We start from the raw sequence: 20,518 nt of genomic DNA on the forward strand, positions 1-20,518 counted from the left end.
GACGGTTCTCTTGTTGTTTAATGCAAATAAAATACAGAAGGTTAAAAGTTAGTTTGGCTATTTTATCAGTTATCTGGTTGATAAAATAGCACCATGATTTATTGCCTTGGAATGACTACCTAGCCTACTTGATATCCAGCTATATACTAAGCAGGCTCTGTCACCATGTGCTCGCTAAAATAGCGCAGCAGCTCTTGTATGACCGTCACACGCTGTTGCGGTGTGGCCAGTTTATCGCTATTTTGGTAACGGATACCAGATGCGCCATTCATACGATAATGCTGACCATTTGATTGGATCAACTTGATAATCGCTAACGCATCAACTGGAGTATCAGGCGCAAATTCCAGCGTCATACTACTACTATTGGCATCAATTTTGTTAATCTTAAGCGGCTCTGCTTGTAAGCGTAATCCATGAATGGCGAATAGCTGCTTGGTTTGATCTGGCAGTGCTCCAAAGCGGTCTATCATCTCCGTACGAATATCCGTCAATGCTTCTTTATCATCGGTATTACTAATACGCTTATAGAACAATAAGCGCTGATGCACGTCATGTAGATATTCCTCTGGAATGAGGGCAGAGCTGTGTAAGTTGATTTCACTGGTTAGCGACAATGGTGTATTTAAATCAGGTTCCTTGCCAGCTTTAATGGCTTTAGTCGCCCGCTCAAGCATATCCATGTATAAGCTAAAACCAATCGCCTGCATATTGCCACTCTGCTGCTTACCCAATATCTCACCTGCGCCGCGAATCTCTAAATCCTCACTTGCCAGCATAAAGCCTGCACCCAAGGTATTGGCGCGCTCAATCGCATGCAAACGGCGCTTGGCATCACCTTTGAGGCCTTTCAGAGAAGGCACTAATAAGTAGCAATACGCTTGATGATGACTACGCCCTACTCGGCCTCGCAGCTGATGCAATTGCGCAAGACCAAACTTATCAGCGCGCTCAATGATGATCGTATTGGCATTGGGCACATCAATACCCGTCTCGATAATGGTAGAGCAAACCAACACGTTGAACTTTTTATGATAAAACTGCTGCATGATCTGCTCAAGCTGACGCTCTTGCATTTGCCCATGTGCCACCCCTACTCGCGCTTCTGGCACTAGGTCACGAATGGTTTCTGCCATACGCTCAATACTGGCAACATCATTATGTAGCAGATAGACCTGCCCACCACGTAATAGCTCACGCAATATGGCTTCTTTCATCAAGGCTTCTGTCTTTTGCATTACAAAAGTTTTTATCGCAAGACGACGGGCAGGCGGTGTGGCGATAATCGACATATCGCGCATGCCTGAGAGCGCCATATTTAGCGTTCTAGGGATCGGAGTTGCCGTCATAGACATACTATCAACATCTGTCTGAATGGCCTTGATACGCTCCTTATGACGCACTCCAAAGCGATGCTCTTCATCAACAATCATCAGGCCAAGGTTGGCAAATTTCACATCTGGTTGTAGCAGTTTATGAGTACCAATGACAATGTCCACTTTGCCAGCAGCCAAATCAGCCAACACCATTTCTTGATGTTTTTTGCCGCCAAAGCGCGATAAGCTCTCGATACGGACTGGCCAGTCGGCAAAACGATCGCGGAAGTTGTCTTCATGCTGACCGGCAAGCAATGTAGTAGGCACCAGTACGGCAACCTGATAGCCAGCACTAACCGCAATAAAGGCGGCTCGCATTGCGACTTCTGTTTTACCAAAACCAACGTCGCCACAAATAAGACGATCCATCGGTTGGTTTTGTCTCATATCTTCCATTACGGCATGAATGGCATTGGCTTGGTCGGCGGTTTCTTCAAAGGCAAACTGACTGGCAAATAGCTCATACTGTGATGGGTCTATCTTAAAATGAATGCCAACTTTGGCCTCACGTCTTGCCTGCATATTGAGCAATTCAGCAGCGACGTCATGAATTTGCTCTAATGCTTTTTGCTTGGCTCGATCCCATTTGCCGCTACCAATCTTATGTAGCGGTGCTAACGCTGGATCACCGCCACTATAGCGACTAATCATTTGCAAATTAGCCACTGGCACATAGATACTAGCGTCATCAGAATATTTTAAATGGATAAACTCTTGCTCACCATCGCCCACATCTAAGGTAATCAAGCCATTATAACGACCGATACCATGCTCGATATGTACCACTGGACTACCATCTGTTATTTCAGTGACGCTCTTGACTAAGAACTCTTCTGATACCCCGCTTTGGCGACGACGGCGCGTCTGTAAGACTTGACGACCGAACAGCTGTGTCTCGCTAATCAACACCAAGCGTTCAGGCACATAGACACCACGTTCGAGTGGTGCGACAGTCAAACCAACATGCGGCAAATGACTGTTATTAATAGCGCTGGTTTTATCTGCGGCTAGAAAGGCTTCAAAGCTATCGTACGCCTTGATATTAATCTTGCCCTTGAACAGTTCGATGAGAATCTCGCGACGGCCTGCGGTTTCTGCAACGATTAATACGGGTGTTGAAGTCTTTGATTGCGTATCCAAGAAGTCGAGCAATTCTGATAATGGTTCAGACTTTTGATGATTGACTGCTAACTGTGGCGGTTCTTGAGCACTTAATGTCACCAGCCCTTGTTGTTTAGTGACACTCGATGGCAATGGTATTTGTGAGGCTTCTATACTTTCTGGCGCTGCTACATCATTCATCGTAGCCAGCTCATCACGAGCACTTAATATTACTCTTGGGTATTGATTGAGCTGCTCGTTAAGCGCGTTAGATAATAGATACAGCATTGCTGGCTCTACGATAGGCTTATCAATATCATGGCGACGCTCTTCGTAACGGCGCTGAATTTGCGACCAGTAATCAGCTTGTTTTTCATTGATTAATTCATCGGTGATAAACAACGCATCGCTTGGTAAATAGGAAAATAAACTACTTTCCGCCTCCCAGTCTTTTAAGTCAAAAAATAGCGGCTGATAATACTCTAATCCGCTACTAGCAATCCCTGCCATTACGTCTTTGTGCAGCTCAGACTTACGGCTACTGGTATTAGGGAACATCGCAGCAAAGTTTGTCCGGAAGGTCTCACGCCCTTCATCAAGCGGAAACTCCTTTGCGGGCAAGATTTGAAATTGTTCAATAGGTTTAGAGATATCTGGCATCTTATGCAGTAGTGACAATGACTCTTTTGCCATACTGGTATCGTTGCCCGTTAACATCGCCTTCAAATCATCGGCAGTCAATGTACGCTGCGTTTGAGGATGAAAAAAGCGAATGGTTTCGATTTCATCATCGAACAAGTCTAAACGTAGCGGAAAAGGCTGACCCATGGCAAAAATATCAATAATACTGCCACGTACTGCAAACTCACCTGGTTCAAAGACATTTTCAACCGCGCGATAACCTGCTTTTGCCAATAGCCCACGTTGGGTATTGATATCAAAACGATCGCCGACACTCAAATCAAAATGCTGTCCAATCAACCAGCTTGGCGGTGCGACGCGATGCATGAGCGCTTGTATTGAAATAAGTAGCACGCCCGTTTTTGGCATATCCGTCAACAGATTAATGCGTTCGCTAACGATGTCTTGATGTGGAGATAGCTCATCATAGGTTAGCGTTTCCCAGTCAGGGAATACGTAAGCATCGACTCCGCAAAATGCCAGCTCAGTCTCTATTTGATTGAGTTGGTTCTGGTCACGTGCTACCACAACTTTTAGGCGCTCGGCAACATTCCACATAGGTGTTTGCACCAAGCTTGCCAACCATAAACTGCTGACCGCCCCATGGACAGGCGCTAGCCAACGCCGCTCGGCATTTTGGATAGGAAACAACTGCTGGTTAATAGGGTCAAACGCGTCAGTCAGAGCAGTAATAGGCATAAAGAGTAGAATCAAAGTTAAGGAGTCAGAAAGCTATTATACGAATATTTGAGCAATTACCAAAACTTATGCCGTAACGGTTTGTCACTTAAGAGTTTACTCATTAATGATTGAGGGTTAACAACGATTATTGCGCTTTAACTGTCGTTACATAACAAAAAACCCCAACTTATCAGCTGAGGTTTTCATTTTTGATAATCAAGCCAAGCCTAAAACTTCAGCTGATAAGTGGTTTATCGCTAGCGATGATGCCATTGTTATCAGCATAAATGAACATACCCGAATTCAACGTCAGATCACCAAAACTAATTTCGATATCCGTTTGACCTTCATCACGGCGAGTTGATTTGCGCGGGATACAACCAAGCGCCATCACACCAAGATCCATCTCTGCCATGTCATCAACATCGCGAACACAACCATATACAATTACCCCAGCCCAGCCATTATCGATAGCTGATTGTGCAATCATATCGCCTAGTAATGCACAGCGCATAGAGCCGCCGCCATCCACGACCAATACTTTGCCATTGCCTTCTTTGTCTTTGCCATCGCTATTCAACAGTGACTTAACGCGGCTATTGTCTTCAAAACACTTAACCGTCACGATTTCACCGCAGAATTTGTCTTTTGCACCAAACTGACGGAATGACTTGCCTTCGATGTTTGGTAAGCATACTCGCAACTCAGGATTGGCATCCAATAGATCACAAGTGACAAAATTCCCTCTATCCATTTGTATCGATTCTGACATTGCTCCTGCTCCTTGTTTTAGTGTTTCAACTGACTGGTTTTTCAATACTTATTGATGCTTTGATAATAGTTATTGTGTTTTTTACTCTTGTACTCTTGTTCTAATGCAATTAACAATCGATATCTGTAACTTTCCAGTTTTAAGACTGAATCTATCACTAGAAAAACTGTCCTTTTATTTTTTAACACGGGTCATCGCTAGCATCTGCTTATTTTCGATAATATCCGTACGCTTGATTTGAGGTTCAGTACGGTACTTACTACGATGATATATATCATGAGCACTCATGGCCATAGCACTAGCAACGCGCTTAGCCGAGATAGGATGTAACGACAGTGATTCTGATACGAGGGGCGAGATAAGTTTAAAGGCTTTTTGACCAATGCTCTCAAGCGGACGACCTTTATGCTTACCAAGCAATAACGACGGACGGAAGACGACCAATTGTCCGAAATCTAATGCCATAACAGCCTGCTCTGTCTCAGCCTTAACTCGATTGTACAGAAAGCGGCTTTCAATATCCGCATTCATCGAGGAGAGTAAAAAGAAATTTTCTACCCCTTTATCACGACATAACTTGGCAAAATTTACATTATAGTCTCGATCTACCTTGCGAAAAGCCTCATCGCTACCAGCTTGTTTCTTTGTCGTACCCAAACAACTAAAAGCATCCGTGGTTCGATCGGCACCGACACTTGCAAACACTTCAGAGAGATTATCAAAATCATTGATTTGATAAAAACGCATGCTGGCATTAATGTAGCGTGGCGGACGACGAGCAATCACAATCAATGTGTCATAAAGCTCACTCAGTTGCTTTACCAAATGCTGCCCTACTAACCCCGTTGCGCCAATCACAATTGCTTTTCGCTGCATACCCTATCCACTTATATAACATTAGATGAACTATATTGATGAGAAAATACCTATATCAAGGCCTATCGTTAGAATATCATACCTAAATTCCTCAATAACTGACGCTATTATATAGGATATATTGTAAGAGATTTTATCAACCCTCTACGTCTATCAGCGCTTACTATTGATTTAGTTACTAGAATGACCCAAATTCGATGATATTACGTAACTTCTTTGAGCATTAATCATCAAATATATTGTCCTTAGTTCAATAATTTGCTAAGATAATCGGCTTTACACGTCAACGCTGTTTAATTATTCCAAACAGCTCTGACGCTTACGATGCTCTATTTATATTAGATACTTTAATATCAGACATCGACATCATATTTGACGAGACGGCTGCTCGTCACCGATGATTGTTAAACCCATTATTGCAATCAACATTCATATTTTTATCTATCTTTATCAAGGAGATACGCGTGGCTAATACTGCACAAGCTCGTAAACGCGCCCGTCAAAACACCAAACGTCGTCAGAACTCTGCGTCACAACGCTCTATGGTTCGTACTTACTTAAAACGTGTTGATGCGGCTATCGCAGCTAAAGATTATGACGCGGCTACCGAAGCTTACAAAAAAGCGGTACCAGTTCTTGATCGTATGGCTGACAAAGGTATTATTCATAAGAATAAAGCTGCTCGTCGTAAGAGCCGCCTAAACAAAACAATCAAAGGCCTACAAGCTTAAGATTTGTATTGGTTAGACCGCATTTCGCTTTTATAGCGTAATGATTAAAACCTTGTTACTGGTTCTAATACTGGAGCAAGGTTTTTTTATGCCTGTTTAGAAATTATTCATCATTTGGCAAAAAAAACAATTAAGTCCACTTTACTTCAGGTGGCAATAGCAATTTATTCGGATGAAAACCAGCAGCACGGTAGCCCTCTAATAAAGCGCTAATCGGGCGGATATAAACCTCACCGCGCCAAACAAAATAAGCATTGGCTTGCTCAAAGGGCTTATCATCAAACCACAAAAACACCCCTTCCATCATCTTAGGCCAATCATTCCAATCGATTTCGGTCACATCGAGCATGACCGCTAAAAAAGCAGACAATAAAGTATCGTGACTAACCGCAAGCATTAAATGCCCGTGCTGCGGTTGATGTTGATAAAAAAGCGACAAGATATCGAGACCACCCTGATAGGCATTTTTAGTGCCTTCGAGATTGCCTTGCAAAAAACGATTAATAAAGTTCAGGACGCCAATTTCTTTGAACACAGGATTGGCTATTTCAGGCTCAGTGACGAGACTGCCAGGCTCAACCAACAATGATTGATGCGTAATGTCACGCCGTAGTCCTGCCCCCTCTTGCATCAGCTGCGCGGTATCGATACAACGCCCAATCGGGCTAGAAATACTATCGACGTCGAGCGAATATGGTAGATGACCCGATAACCAACGACCCCAAGACTTTGCCAGTATACGGCCTTTAGGAGTCAACGGTAACTGATAGCTGGCAAAGCCATTACCATCAGAGCGCTCTCGTAAAGAGTGCCTAGTAAATAGAATCAGTCGCTTATTTTCAGGCAACAGGCTAACGGAGGAGATCATGCTATCTGGTAGGTGCGAAGGTGCAGGCGCGCTTGGGGTGTGACTCGCAAGCTTGTCAGCAGATATTTTTGACAGGGTGTTATTCAAATATTTACTCATGACAGCAAGCCTAGCAGATTTCTTATCAGGAATGAACCACAGACAAATCTAGTTGCAATATATCTTATAAATACTATGTACTCTTTCGAAAAATGCGTTATTCAAAAGAGTCTATACCTAGAATAAATGGAGATTTGCCAAATATTTACACACGGTCCTAGCCAATATCAATGACTTTGTCCCATGCAAACTCTAATGCCGTACTGCTAACCTCGTTTGGATAGGCTCGTGGATTGACAATCACTCGCGTATTACCAATTTTATAATCAAATGCTTCATGAGTATGTCCATGTACCCATAGCATCGGTGCCCAATCCTCGTGCATCCATCCTGACAAGTCACTGACGAAAGCCGCATTACTCGGTAGATTGGCATACTTTTCAGACACCGATAACGCACTGACGCTATGATGACTCATTACCACAGTTTTTTTACCAAGTTTATGAGACTCAATCAAAGCTTGCTGTAGCCACTGACGATGCTCAGCATGAATCTGCATAGATACTTCAGGTGAAAACAACTCGTTGCCTGCATAGATTTGCTTGTAATCACGCATAAAATTCCTAGCAGCGACCATGGTGTCTTCGTTAGCATGATACTTATAATCAGTCCAAAGCGTACAACCTAAAAGGCGTATATCACCGATATCGATATGCTGACATTGTAATACTCGAACCCCTTTTTTAGACGCAGTATCATAGTTATCCCAAGTTGCCAGTTTATGGTCAAAGCTCAATACGTCTTCATCAAAGTATTCATGATTACCAGCGATAGTAATCAGGGGAACTTCTAAGCGCGCCGCTTGTTCTTGCAACCACGGCATACCTTTGTCGCTATTAGCAGTATCTCCTGCTACCAATACTAGATCTGCATCAGTTTTAGGAATATGTCCAACGGGGTGCGATTGACGTGCATAACTATCAATATGTAAGTCACTCAATATCTGTAATTTCATATTATCCAACATCATTTAGTGGCGTTATTATTAAAAATCTAATTAGCGATAAACGCTCATAGCAGTACTACTAATATTTAGCTACATGAGCGTTTTTAATATAGTTATTATATTTTGGAGATACTGTAAGAATAAATTTAAGTAGTGTAGCAGCTTTTTCTTTGCCATCAAAAAGTAAAAAGACAGCCATTTAGGCTGTCTCTTTTTCTTAACGTCTATTCAAACTTAAATACTTTGAAGTATTGTCTGTAGTTTAGCAGCAGGATCTGAAGCTTGAGTGATCGAACGACCAATGACTAAATAATCAGAACCGTCTATTAGCGCCTGACTTGGTGTACGGATACGTTTTTGATCATCTGCATTGTCTTCAGCTAAGCGAATACCAGGCGTTACCAGTTTGAAGTCTTGACCACATAATGCTTTGAGTGCCTTTGCTTCTTGAGCCGAGCAAACTACCCCATCAAGACCAGCTTGCTTGGTCAATTGTGCTAATCGGCTTACTTGGGTATCTAAGCTATCAGTGATGCCTGTTTGCATCAACGCTTCACTATCCATAGAGGTCAATACGGTAACTGCGATGAGCAAGGTATCAAGATCTCTATCTAGCAAACGCTGTTTTGCCAACGACATGGCCTCTAGACCTGCGCTTGCATGGACATTCACCATCCATACACCAAGCTCAGCGGCCGCTAACACTGCTTGAGCAGTGGTATTCGGAATGTCATGAAATTTTAAGTCTAAGAACACTTCAAAATCACGTTGATGCAGTGCCTTGATGATATCAGGGCCACAACGCGTAAACAGCTCTTTACCGACTTTTAATCGGCATTGAGATGGATCTAACTGGTCAGCTAACGCTAGAGACGCCTCTACCGTCATATTGTCTAGAGCGACGACAACTGGAGAGTTAATTACATTATTCATGGTTTTACCATATATTTTGAAGTTATCAAAGTATTGTATTTGAGGTCAGTACTGCGATCGTTAAGCTATCACCTAGCAGATCACCTAACAACTTAATCTCGTCTACGCTTAGACAGAGTAGAGCCTTCAGTTAGGCTAGTTGCGTCACTACTTTGTACATTGGCAGCAGAAGCACCATAAACAGCTTCATCTACTGTTGGCGCGCTTGCTTGACGATCGATAACTGTATTGGCTTGAGTCAATTGCTCTTGTAGATTTGCGTTTGCTTTTTGCAGACGTGAGATTTCCCACTTATTTTGCAGCACACGAAAGATAAGCAATGCCAGTAAAATACCAATAACAATACCTAGCATCAAACACAAAATAAGTAGCAACCCTAGATTCATCGTAGGTGCTTGTGAAAACAGTAGGTTGACTCCGACCTCAGTATTATTTGCCAATACCAAACCAAGTGAATAGGCAAAGCTCAAGAATAGCAATACAAATAGTAGAAAGCGCATGAGACAGTTACCTCTGTTTGGAATGATAAATTTTGACGGTTAGATAGCCAGTGCTGGTTTAATTAACCGTTTGCTACCGTATCGTTTACTGCTTCGCGTAAGGCCTTACCTGGCTTAAAATGTGGGATCGCTTTAGCCGGCACAGGTACGCTTTCACCTGTCTTAGGATTGCGTCCCATACGGGCACGGCGGTGATGTAGACAAAAACTACCGAATCCGCGAACTTCGACTCGGCCATCATTGGCTAAAGTATGGGTCATCAAGTTTAAGATTTCACGCACTGCGTCATCAACCACGGTGTCTGCCATGTTGTCACAGTTTGCACTCAAATTACTAATAAATTCGGATTTGTTAATCGCTTGCTGCATTATTACGCTTGCCTTGTTGATTGATGGATAAGCTGATGATAAGTCAACGCTCTATAGTACGTAAATGCGTTTGGATAATTAAACTATATATACTGAATCTTTGAAAACTAACATTCAGAATCATATTATGACTATAAAAAGCTTATAACTATCATCTCGTTACTCAATGGTGCAAATGATAGCGGATATTAGCGTAAATGGGAATAAGAGTTTGCCCATTTGGCTAAAAACCTCTATTACTAACTGTGTTAATAAAATCTAATCATAAAAAAAAGCGACCGAAGTCGCTTTTTTTATATTACTTTTATATCAATAGTTTGCAGCTTACTGCATTTGCTCTTTGATCAAATCACCAATAGTTTTTGGCTGTGCATCAGAACCTGGAGCAGCAGTAGTGTTCGTGCTACCAAGATCTTTAATCGCTTGACGCTCTTCAGCTTCGTCTTTCGCTTTGATAGACAAGTTGATGTTGCGTGTTTTACGATCAACACTGATGATTTTCGCTTCAACGTCATCACCAACAGTCAGATGCTTAGTTGCATCTTCAACGCGGTCACGTTGAATTTCAGAAGCACGTAGATAAGCTTCAACTTCGTCAGCAAGTTCGATAGTAGCGCCTTTAGCGTCTACTTCTTTTACTTTACCATTAACGATAGCACCACGGTCATTGTTGACTAGGTATTCGTTGAATGGATCAGAGCTTAACTGCTTCACGCCTAAGCTGATACGGTTAGCCTCTGCATCTACAGACAATACCATTGCTTCAACGGTGTCACCTTTGTTGTAGTTACGGATAGCATCTTCGCCAGTTTCGTTCCAAGAGATATCAGAGAGATGAACAAGACCATCAATACCACCGTCTAGACCGATAAAGATACCGAAGTCAGTGATTGATTTGATCGTACCAGTGATTTTATCACCGCGCTCATGTTTCTTATCAAACTCATCCCATGGATTAGCTAGAGTTTGTTTGATACCTAGGCTGATACGACGACGTTCTTCATCGATATCAAGAATCATTACTTCAACTTCATCGCCCACTTGAACAACTTTAGATGGGTGGATGTTTTTGTTGGTATGATCCATTTCTGATACGTGTACTAGACCTTCGATACCTTCAGAAATCTCAGCGAAACAACCATAGTCAGTCAAGTTGGTTACGCGAGCTTTTACAACACTACCTACTGGGTAAGTGCCGCCAACGTTATCCCAAGGATCAGTACCAAGTTGTTTTAGACCTAGGCTAACGCGATTGCGTTCACGGTCAAACTTCAATACTTTAACTTTTAGGTCTTGGCCAACTTCAACAACTTCAGATGGGTGCTTGATACGGCGCCATGCCATGTCAGTGATGTGCAATAGACCATCGATACCACCTAGATCAACGAACGCGCCGTAATCAGTAAGGTTCTTAACGATACCTTCGATCTCGATGCCTTCTTCAAGCTTGTTCAATAGCTCTTCGCGCTCAGCTGAGTTTTCAGCTTCCATAACTGCACGACGGCTAACAACAACGTTGTTGCGCTTCTGATCAAGTTTGATGACTTTGAATTCTAGCTCTTTGCCTTCAAGATGCGTTGTATCACGGATAGGACGTACATCTACCAATGAACCTGGTAAGAACGCGCGTACTGAACCGATATCTACAGTGAAACCGCCTTTAACTTTGCTTGAGATAATACCTTTAACGATTTCATCGTTATCAGCGATTTTCTCAAGGAAGTTCCAAGTTTCAACACGTTTAGCTTTCTCACGTGACAGCAAGGTTTGACCCATGCCGTTATCAACCGCTTCAACTACGACATCAACGCTATCGCCAACTTCAACTTCAAGTTCGCCTTCTTCGCTTAAAAACTCTTCACGAGCGACGATACCTTCAGATTTAAGACCAGTATCTACTGTGATCCAATCGCTATCGATGGCCACAACAGCACCTGTAATAACCGAGCCACGCTCGATATCTAGGCCCTGCTCTTCAATGCTCGCTTCAAATAGTTCAGCAAATGATTCCATTATGTCTACCTTTGTATAGCCGTATCCTGTCCAGCACAGTACGGATCAAATTTATGATTGTATAGAACGAAATACTGGTTTTATATCCCATGCAATCATATAAAAAAACGTTTGTTGATAGCGAGCTCATCGTAATTAAAACTGACTAACAACAACTGTCTTATATCGAATGCAACATCTTTAATAAACTAAGTTTTTCTTAACGTTTCAATAAAATTTAACTTAACCGCATTATTTTATACTAAAACAATGATTAATAGGAAACTTTTTAGTACTTAATATGTTGTTTTTACTAGCTATTAAATGACTAACTAGTGAAAAACACACCTTTATCTTGGCAATGCTTTTTGACCTGCTCATATACTGCATCAGCATTAAGCGCTGAACTATCAAGTAATAAAGCATCTGCCGCAGGCTTCGATGGCGCTGTACTACGATTTTCATCACGGTCATCACGCTCTTTTATCGTCGCTAAAATCGCTTCAAAATCTGCTGTTTGACCAGCGTTCAATAACTGAGTCACACGGCGCTCTGCACGCGCTTCAGCACTGGCCGTCAAAAACACCTTAACATCAGCATCTGGGAAAACAACCGTACCCATATCGCGACCATCAGCAACCAAACCTGAACGAGTGGCCATATCTTGTTGCAATTTGAGTAATGCTTGGCGAACTTTTGGAAATACCGCTATCTTCGAGGCATAACCACCAACGGTTTCGTTTCGCACTTGCTCACCGACTGCATCACCATTGACGATAATGTCGACTCGACCAGATTCATTGTTTGGTACAAATTCGATATTTAAGCGTTGGGTTAGTTCCAATACAGCCATTTCATCAATATCTTGACTGCCATCTGCAGCAATCAATCCAGCTTCAAATGCTTTGAGACCTACGATACGATATAAAGCCCCTGAATCAAGCATTTGATAATCCAATGCTTGTGCTAAACGCCATGTAACCGTCCCTTTACCTGCGCCACTAGGACCATCGATACAAATAACAGGGTAGCGCACTGATGAGGTGTGGCTATCCTCTGTATTGAGTAAAACATTATCAGGTGTAGAACTAGTCATAATACTTACTCAATAATATGCGTTACTTATATCGCTTATCATATGTCATTAATAAAACAATATTTATTCGTATGTTAAGTCTTTAATAGCCCATTAACATGAGTGCTACCAAATAGGGCAATATTATAGCAAAAAATCATCGTGACCACTAGCACCAAGACTGATATCTTGTTTATTAGTATTTTGAGTTTACATAGTGGCCTTATTCTTTTTTGCCGCTTGCCTACGCTCACGAAAAAACGTCTTGAGTATTTGACTACTATGCTCGCTGCATAATCCACCATAGGCTTGAATACTATGGTTGTAGAAAGGTTGTAACGATAAGTCCATTTGACTACCAACCATACCAGCACGCGGTTCACTCGCTGCATACACTAACTTGTTTACACGCGCATGGATTAGAGCACCGATACACATCGTACAAGGCTCTAGAGTGACATATAGAGTAGTCTGTAGCGGCAGTCGATAGTTTTCTAAACGCGTACAGGCATCTCTCAATGCAACTATCTCTGCGTGAGCAGTAGCATCATGGCTACTAATAGGCTGATTAAATCCTTGGCCGATAACTTGCTGGTCATGTACCAATACCGCACCTACCGGCACCTCTCCTCGCTCAGCACCTTGCTTAGCAAGTTCAATTGCCTCTCGCATCCATTTAACGTCTTCGACTGACCAAAAGGTGCTGGACTGAATATTTAAGGGTTGATACGGCATTAAGCTTATATTCTGTATATTTTGCATTTATTGTGGTAATTGCCAGTCAATTGGAGTTTGGCCATACTGCACCAAGTAATCATTTGTTTTAGAAAAAGGTTTAGTGCCAAAGAAGCCACCACGGTTTGCCGCAAGTGGTGACGGATGTACCGCTGTCAGAATCAAATGCTTATCCGTATCGATATACTTGCCTTTCTTCTGGGCTTTACTACCCCACAAAATAAATACGGTATGCTTTGTCTGTTCATTAACTGCATCGATGACAGCGTCAGTAAACTGCTCCCAGCCTTTATTCTGATGACTGTTTGGCTCGCCTTCTCGCACAGTTAGTGAGCTATTAAGCAGTAGAACGCCTTGCTGCGCCCAGTACGTCAGATCACCATGTGCTGAAGGGCGAATACCAATGTCATCTGCCATCTCTTTAAGCAAGTTATTTAGTGATGGTGGCTTTGGAATGGCTTTAGGAACAGAAAATGACAATCCCATGGCCTGTCCTGGGCGATGGTAAGGATCTTGGCCCAAGATTACCACTTTGACTTGCGATAACGGCGTGAGGTTAAGCGCATTGAACATCAATGGCGCAGGCGGATAGATACTATCATCGGACTGATAGGCTTCTTTTAAAAATGCGCGTAGATTGTCCATATTCTCAGACGTTAATTCATCTGCTAATGCCTTTTTCCAATCTTCTGGTAAACGGACATTGTCTAAAATCGCTTGTTTTTGTTCTGCTGTCTTGGTTGCCGGTTCATCAAACAGTTCCATAGTGTGTCCTTTTTATACTTGTTATCTTGTTATAGGTTCCATAGCTTTGTTAAAACTAGCTTACTGTAAATAATCATACTAACAAAAAACGGTGTACGCTTTGTTGATGAATTATAGCAATAAAAAAACGGCTACCGCAGTAATACGGTAGCCGTTTTTGTGACATCAATATTAAACAACTTAGCTAGCAAGAGATTCAGAATCGGGTTGTGGTTCATGAGTTTCAACGACTGTCAGAATAATACGACTATCAGCTGAGCCTTTGTCTGACACCTTATCAGGCTTCATCGTATCATTCTCTTGAGAATCATCGACTTTAGGCTCTAAGGTCAGATGCACGACACCGCCATTGACCAAATCACCAAATAAAATCATACTTGCCAACGGTTTTTTGATTTCATCTTGAATCAGACGCTGCATCGGACGTGCACCCATTAGACGGTCATAGCCTTTATCCGCCAAGTAGTCACGTACATCATCATCAATCTCTAATGTCACTTGCTTATCATCAAGTTGTACTTGCAATTCCACCAAGAACTTATCGACAACTGATACAACAACTGACGTATCTAGAGGGTTGAACTGAATAATGGCGTCTAAACGATTACGGAACTCTGGCGTGAAGACACGTTTCAGTGATTCTGTATTATCACGGCTATGGTCTTGTTGAGTGAAGCCCATTGACGAGCGACTGATACTATCAGCACCAACGTTCGTTGTCATAATAACGATGACCTGTTTAAAGATTGCCACACGACCATTGTTATCGGTCAACGTACCATGATCCATGACTTGTAGTAACAAGTTAAAGACATCTGGATGCGCCTTTTCAATCTCATCAAGCAACAACACACAATGTGGATGCTGATTGATTTTTTCGGTGAGCAAACCACCTTGATCATAGCCAACATAACCTGGAGGCGCACCGATCAAGCGTGATGCCGTATGTGCTTCCATATACTCTGACATATCAAAGCGTACTAATTCCACACCTAGCAAGTTGGCTAGCTGACGCGACACTTCTGTTTTACCCACACCAGTTGGACCTGCAAACATAAACGAACCAATTGGCTTATCAGGTGCTTTTAATCCTGCACGTGATAGCTTGATAGCATCGGCTAACGTGGCAATCGCCTCATCTTGACCAAATACCAAGTGCTTCAGATCTCGATCTAAATGCTCAAGGATACTCTTGTCATCACTCGATACAGATTTAGGTGGAATACGTGCCAGTTTAGCAATAATAGCCTCGATATCAGCCACATCGATTTTCATCGGTGGCTTTTGACCTTTTGATAATTTCACACCATCTGCTGGTTTAGCACTATCGCTTGCTTTCGCAGTCGCTGCTTCATCCTGCATTTCATTGTCTGTATCACCATCGATACCTTCGATATCAGCATCAATCTGCGCATCAAAATCTTGCTCTAAATCAGCAATGAAACTTTCTTCCGCTTCGATATGATCGACATCAGGCACCACGCCTAAGCGCTTGTACGCACCTGCTTCATCAATCACGTCAATGGCTTTATCAGGTAAAAAACGCTCATGAATATGCTTGGCTGATAACTGTACCGCTGTGACCAACGCTTCATCCGTATACTCAACATTATGGAATTCTTCATAACGAGGTTTTAGGCCACGCAGGATATCGATGGTGTCATCCACACTAGGTTCTTTAACATCGATTTTTTGGAAACGACGCGACAATGCATGATCTTTTTCAAATACTTGGCGATACTCAGTAAAGGTCGTTGAACCAATACAACGCAGCTCACCGTTAGCAAGCGCTGGCTTGATAAGATTCGATACATCCATATTGCTGCTCATAGATGAACCAGCACCAATAATCATATGAATTTCATCGATAAAAAGAATAGCATTTGGTTTTTTCTTTAGCGCATCAAGCAATGACTTCATGCGTTTTTCAAAGTCACCGCGATACTTAGTTCCTGCAATCAGTGAGCCAATATCAAGGCTATAAATCACGCAACCGTTAAGGGGCTTCGGTGCTTTGTCATTAATAATTAACCATGCTAAACCTTCAGCGATAGAGGTTTTACCGACACCAGGCTCACCTACTAGCAATGGGTTATTTTTACGACGACGACACAGTACTTGGGCAGCACGTTCAATTTCAGAAGCACGACCAATCAAAGGATCTGTTTTACCTTCAGCAGCTCGCTGATTTAGATTGGTTGCAAATTCAACTAAGGGATCTTTACTGGTCTTTTCAGAAGTACTACGACGCTCAGTGCCTGCAGAACCACGTGATTCAGATGGCTCTTCTTTATCTTGACCATGTGATAAATACTGGGTTAACTCAAGGCGACTGATGCCTTGTTTTTTAAGCAGGTAAACAGCATAAGTATCATGCTCTGAAAACATAGAGACCAAAATATCAGACCCTTCTACCAACCGACCACCACCGATCGACTGCACGTGAAAAATAGCACGTTGCAAGATACGATCAAAGCTTTGAGTCGGATGCGGTGACTGTTCTGTATCAGCATCAATAGTTGGCGTGTGTTTATTAATATAAATCTCAAGCTCAGTACGCAACGCCGAGACATTAGCATTACAAGCAGTCAACGTATTGGCAGCATGAGTATTTTCTAATAAGGCCAAAAGCAGGTGTTCAACAGTGAGATACTCATGCGATTTTTGGCGCGCAAGCGTCATTGCTAAACGTAGAGAAACTTCAAGATGACGACTTAACATAACAACTTCCTACGGTTATATCTATCTTTATAATTGATAGTTTTATGAATGAGTTAGTAAGTAAATCAGGGCGGTAGATGAATTGTTCAAGGGCTATATTCGTATTATTAGAAGTCATGAATAAATGAGGTGCGCGGTAGACTATTGATTAAATACTATAATCTCGCTATCAGCCAACCGTAATCATAACTATCCATGGCCGCTTTTCTTTATATCAACACGATACTTCGATGGAGTCAATCTATTAACACAGACTAAAATGTATCAAAGCGTGCTACAAGCTAGTAGCGACAACCTTAATAACGAATATTAAATGTTGAAAAATTGATTAGATAGAAAGAGAGATTGATATTTTAGAAGCTAGAAATGACATGGTTTTAGCAAGTTCAACGGAGATACCTAGTCTAAAACTATTAAACAGGCTGTTTAATAGATAGGGTTATTCGCTATAGAAATCAATACTATATGAATAATAAAACTATTTTAAAAGATTATACTTGTATATAAAGGGAATGACTGAAAAGTCGAAAAAGCTCACTATAAAGGTGAGCTTTGATATGGACTGCTTAGAAGTAGAGAACAATAGGTAAAGCTTTAATAGAGCCATATATCAGTATAAGAAATTAATAAATTGCTCTACTCGCCTTGATGCGGTTCGATTTGGGTCAATAATGGATAGCCTTCACGATGTGCCAGACTATTTACTTTTTTGGCCTTAGTCTCGGCGATATCTTTGGGATAAATGCCAGCAATGCCTTTGCTGCTATTATGAATGGTCAGCATAATCTCAACTGCAGAATCCATACTATGACGAAATTCTGACTGCAATATATATACAACAAACTCCATCGGCGTGTAGTTGTCATTGTACATAACGACCGCATACATGGGCGGTTTGGCTACTTCAGGCTCTGCGACCAATACATCTGCTTGCGGTGACGTTTCGCCATCGGTATCACCGTCTTGTGCACGATGAGCAGGCATATTGGGAAAGTGCCAATCAGCAACCGTTGGCGTGGCTTGTGATATCATTTTTTTCATCATAATCAAAATATAATTATAAGGTAAGTTTAAGATAGAGAATGTTAAGGCAGGCGATAAGGCATGGTATAAAGCACAACCACTAATTAAGGTCATTGTGCTTTGATTTCAACCACAGCATCGTCACTGAGTATTTCATTAAGACATGAGGTAATTAAGGTACGATAGGACTTTCATCAACTTCTGGTAAATCTAGGAGCGATGGTAGCATGTTTTCCACACTATCACCGAGCTTCCAGTCATACAATTGCTCTACTTTCTGACCACCAGCTTGCAAAGTCAGTTTGGCTTGCAATGGTCTAAAGCCTGATGGCATTACAAAGCGACCACGTATCCGAACGATACCTTCGATCATATGGTATGCAGGGTCAAGAGGTACTTCTACAAGATCATCATTGTTAAGTAGCGTCAATACAGGCCTTAAGCGTTTGGCTTGACCATCGCTACTGAGCATCCCAATATCAAAACCATACTCAAAAGCATTTTCAGGTAGTGGAGAAATTTTGGCACCTAATACCTGTAAAGGCATACCACCTTTCTCACGGATGACATCTGAATATAGCTCATTGAGCTGTGACACTTGTTTATTTTCTACCGTCAATTCTTGCTGGCTTTCACGCAGTTCTTTTAAATTAGCCAAACTGATGGCCAGTTCTTGTTTGGCAGTTGCCGCTTGGTTAGTAGCTATCTTATTGCTAAGGCGCAAATCTTCTAGCGCTTGTGTCGCTTCAGTGCTATCGATGATTGCTTGCTTGGCTTCTGTTTCCATCGAATGAAGGCCACGTTGGTAACCAAGCTTATGACCGAATACCAGCCCAACCACCGCTGTCACTAATACGGCTACAACGAACAGTGCCAACACCAATGTAGAAGCGCCGCGTTGTGAGCTAGCAATACCACTTATAGGGACATTATTATTTCTAAAGGAATGCTGTTTGCGCTCCAAGCTAGGTATAACCGAGTCTTTGCACGATTGACGTGCTGGCTGTGAGCAAAAGCGTAGTACGAGCTGAACACGCATTTAGACAGTATCTCTTAAGGGTAAGGGCAAGTCATTATAGCCGAATTTATAATCAATACCTAGCACCGTAAATGTGAATGATTGGAATATGAAGTCGTTGATATTAAGGAACAATCGGTGCAAAGTTCAGACCCATTGACTCATCAAAACCGAACATCACATTCATGTTTTGCACAGCCTGCCCAGCAGCACCTTTGACTAAGTTATCTTGAACGACGATAACTGTTAGCTCAGCGCGCTCATTGTCCTGATGTACCGCAATGCGTAGACGGTTACTAGCGCGAACACTGCGCGTATCGGGATAAAGCCCCTTCGGCATGACATCAACAAACAACTCTGACGCATAGCTATTTTCAAACGCTTGCTGCCAATCGATAGCAGCACCAGCATCGGTCAGCTCCATATGAATAGAGCTTAGCATGCCCCGAATCATCGGTACTAAATGCGGCAAAAAGCGAATACGGTGTGTAAACTGACTGTCTAACAACTGTGCCACACCCTGCTCAATCTCAGGTAAATGACGATGGCCTTCGACGCTATAAGCTTTAAAACTATCTGTTGTCTCAGCATAATTGAGTGCAAGCGATGCTTGACGGCCTGCACCAGAAACGCCAGATTTTGCATCAATTACAATACGAGACTCAATCAAACGCTCTGCTTGCTTATTCTGGGCTGCGATAATTGGTTTTAGACCCAAAATCGCAGTAGTTGGATAACAGCCTGGGTTGCCTACTAGTAACGCATTCGCAAGCTTGTCCCGATTGATTTCTGGTAGGCCGTAGACTGCTGTTTTCAACAATTCAGGACAAGCATGTGACTGTTTGTACCAGTGCTCAAAGTCAGTCAGTGACTGCAAACGAAAATCAGCAGCCAAATCGATAACCTTAACCCCAGCTTGTGTAAGCGCTTCGGCTTGCTTCATTGCCACACCATGCGGAGTCGCAAAAAACACAACATCACATTTTTGCAATGCAGCAAGCGTATTATCACCCAAGTCGCTAAAAACGATGTCAGACACACCTCGTAAGCTTGGGAAGATTTCATCAGCACGAGTGCCAGCTTCGCTACGAGAAGTTAATAAATCAATAGAAACCTCAGGATGGGCAGATAATAAGCGAATGAGCTCAATACCCGTATAGCCTGTACCACCGACGATCGCTGCTGAAATCATAAAACACCCTTTTCTTGGTAAATACTGAATATGCACTGATAGATTCTATGTTTGCCTGTAATTCT

Annotated in this window: 17 protein-coding genes; 1 reads left to right on the top strand and 16 read right to left on the bottom strand. The window is 42.3% G+C overall.

Features of this window, described 5'->3' with window-relative positions; genetic code table 11:
- Positions 1 to 146: 146 nt before the first annotated feature.
- From mfd to JMY00_RS09870, 3 genes are all read right to left on the bottom strand, one after another.
- Complete coding sequence (mfd, locus tag JMY00_RS09860; RefSeq protein WP_201580040.1) at positions 147 to 3,857, bottom strand: transcription-repair coupling factor; 3,711 nt, start codon at positions 3,855 to 3,857, stop codon at positions 147 to 149.
- Between the two features lie 217 nt (positions 3,858 to 4,074).
- Positions 4,075 to 4,611, bottom strand: a complete 537-nt coding sequence (gene rraA / locus JMY00_RS09865; RefSeq protein ID WP_201580041.1) for a ribonuclease E activity regulator RraA — start codon at positions 4,609 to 4,611, stop codon at positions 4,075 to 4,077.
- 174 nt (positions 4,612 to 4,785) lie between these two features.
- Entirely contained in the window at positions 4,786 to 5,487 is a 702-nt protein-coding gene (locus JMY00_RS09870) for an NAD-dependent epimerase/dehydratase family protein (RefSeq protein ID WP_201580042.1), read from the bottom strand.
- A 464-nt stretch (positions 5,488 to 5,951) separates the two neighbouring features.
- Here JMY00_RS09870 and rpsT point away from each other — a divergent pair, with 464 nt between their 5' ends.
- Entirely contained in the window at positions 5,952 to 6,218 is a 267-nt protein-coding gene (gene rpsT, locus JMY00_RS09875) for a 30S ribosomal protein S20 (RefSeq protein ID WP_010200097.1), read from the top strand.
- Positions 6,219 to 6,348: 130 nt separating this feature from the next.
- On the opposite strand, the gene JMY00_RS09880 is transcribed toward rpsT, so the two are convergent.
- The 13 genes from JMY00_RS09880 to argC form a co-directional block, all read right to left on the bottom strand.
- Positions 6,349 to 7,185, bottom strand: coding sequence for a histidine phosphatase family protein (locus JMY00_RS09880; RefSeq protein WP_201580043.1), 837 nt, complete (start codon positions 7,183 to 7,185; stop codon positions 6,349 to 6,351).
- 157 nt (positions 7,186 to 7,342) lie between these two features.
- Positions 7,343 to 8,140 carry a metallophosphoesterase gene (locus tag JMY00_RS09885; RefSeq protein WP_240990724.1) on the bottom strand — a complete coding sequence of 266 codons (798 nt, stop codon included), beginning with the start codon at positions 8,138 to 8,140 and terminating at the stop codon, positions 7,343 to 7,345.
- 225 nt (positions 8,141 to 8,365) lie between these two features.
- Positions 8,366 to 9,064, bottom strand: a complete 699-nt coding sequence (gene pyrF, locus JMY00_RS09890) for an orotidine-5'-phosphate decarboxylase (protein WP_201580045.1) — start codon at positions 9,062 to 9,064, stop codon at positions 8,366 to 8,368.
- A gap of 92 nt (positions 9,065 to 9,156) precedes the next feature.
- Positions 9,157 to 9,564: a lipopolysaccharide assembly protein LapA domain-containing protein gene (locus JMY00_RS09895; RefSeq protein WP_102091942.1), complete on the bottom strand. Its 408-nt coding sequence runs from the start codon at positions 9,562 to 9,564 to the stop codon at positions 9,157 to 9,159.
- 62 nt (positions 9,565 to 9,626) lie between these two features.
- On the bottom strand, positions 9,627 to 9,932 hold the full coding sequence (locus JMY00_RS09900) for an integration host factor subunit beta (protein ID WP_057759195.1): 306 nt from the start codon (positions 9,930 to 9,932) through the stop codon (positions 9,627 to 9,629).
- 324 nt (positions 9,933 to 10,256) lie between these two features.
- Positions 10,257 to 11,945 carry a 30S ribosomal protein S1 gene (gene rpsA / locus JMY00_RS09905; RefSeq protein WP_057759193.1) on the bottom strand — a complete coding sequence of 563 codons (1,689 nt, stop codon included), beginning with the start codon at positions 11,943 to 11,945 and terminating at the stop codon, positions 10,257 to 10,259.
- 307 nt (positions 11,946 to 12,252) lie between these two features.
- Positions 12,253 to 13,020 carry a (d)CMP kinase gene (gene cmk / locus JMY00_RS09910; RefSeq protein WP_201580046.1) on the bottom strand — a complete coding sequence of 256 codons (768 nt, stop codon included), beginning with the start codon at positions 13,018 to 13,020 and terminating at the stop codon, positions 12,253 to 12,255.
- A 189-nt stretch (positions 13,021 to 13,209) separates the two neighbouring features.
- A complete protein-coding gene (gene tadA, locus JMY00_RS09915; protein WP_240990725.1) occupies positions 13,210 to 13,734 on the bottom strand; it encodes a tRNA adenosine(34) deaminase TadA in 525 nt (174 codons plus the stop codon).
- Positions 13,735 to 13,761: 27 nt separating this feature from the next.
- Positions 13,762 to 14,499 (bottom strand): uracil-DNA glycosylase, encoded by a 738-nt coding sequence (locus JMY00_RS09920; protein WP_201580048.1) that lies wholly within the window; start codon positions 14,497 to 14,499, stop codon positions 13,762 to 13,764.
- Between the two features lie 180 nt (positions 14,500 to 14,679).
- Entirely contained in the window at positions 14,680 to 17,220 is a 2,541-nt protein-coding gene (locus JMY00_RS09925) for an AAA family ATPase (RefSeq protein WP_201580049.1), read from the bottom strand.
- A 636-nt stretch (positions 17,221 to 17,856) separates the two neighbouring features.
- On the bottom strand, positions 17,857 to 18,252 hold the full coding sequence (locus tag JMY00_RS09930) for an ATP-dependent Clp protease adaptor ClpS (protein ID WP_101206289.1): 396 nt from the start codon (positions 18,250 to 18,252) through the stop codon (positions 17,857 to 17,859).
- 163 nt (positions 18,253 to 18,415) lie between these two features.
- Positions 18,416 to 19,282, bottom strand: a complete 867-nt coding sequence (locus JMY00_RS09935) for a hypothetical protein (RefSeq protein WP_201580050.1) — start codon at positions 19,280 to 19,282, stop codon at positions 18,416 to 18,418.
- A gap of 103 nt (positions 19,283 to 19,385) precedes the next feature.
- Positions 19,386 to 20,453, bottom strand: a complete 1,068-nt coding sequence (gene argC / locus JMY00_RS09940; protein WP_114700817.1) for an N-acetyl-gamma-glutamyl-phosphate reductase — start codon at positions 20,451 to 20,453, stop codon at positions 19,386 to 19,388.
- Positions 20,454 to 20,518 lie beyond the last annotated feature (65 nt).

The sequence above is a fragment of the Psychrobacter sp. Pi2-52 genome (assembly GCF_904846705.1).
Taxonomy (GTDB): domain Bacteria; phylum Pseudomonadota; class Gammaproteobacteria; order Pseudomonadales; family Moraxellaceae; genus Psychrobacter.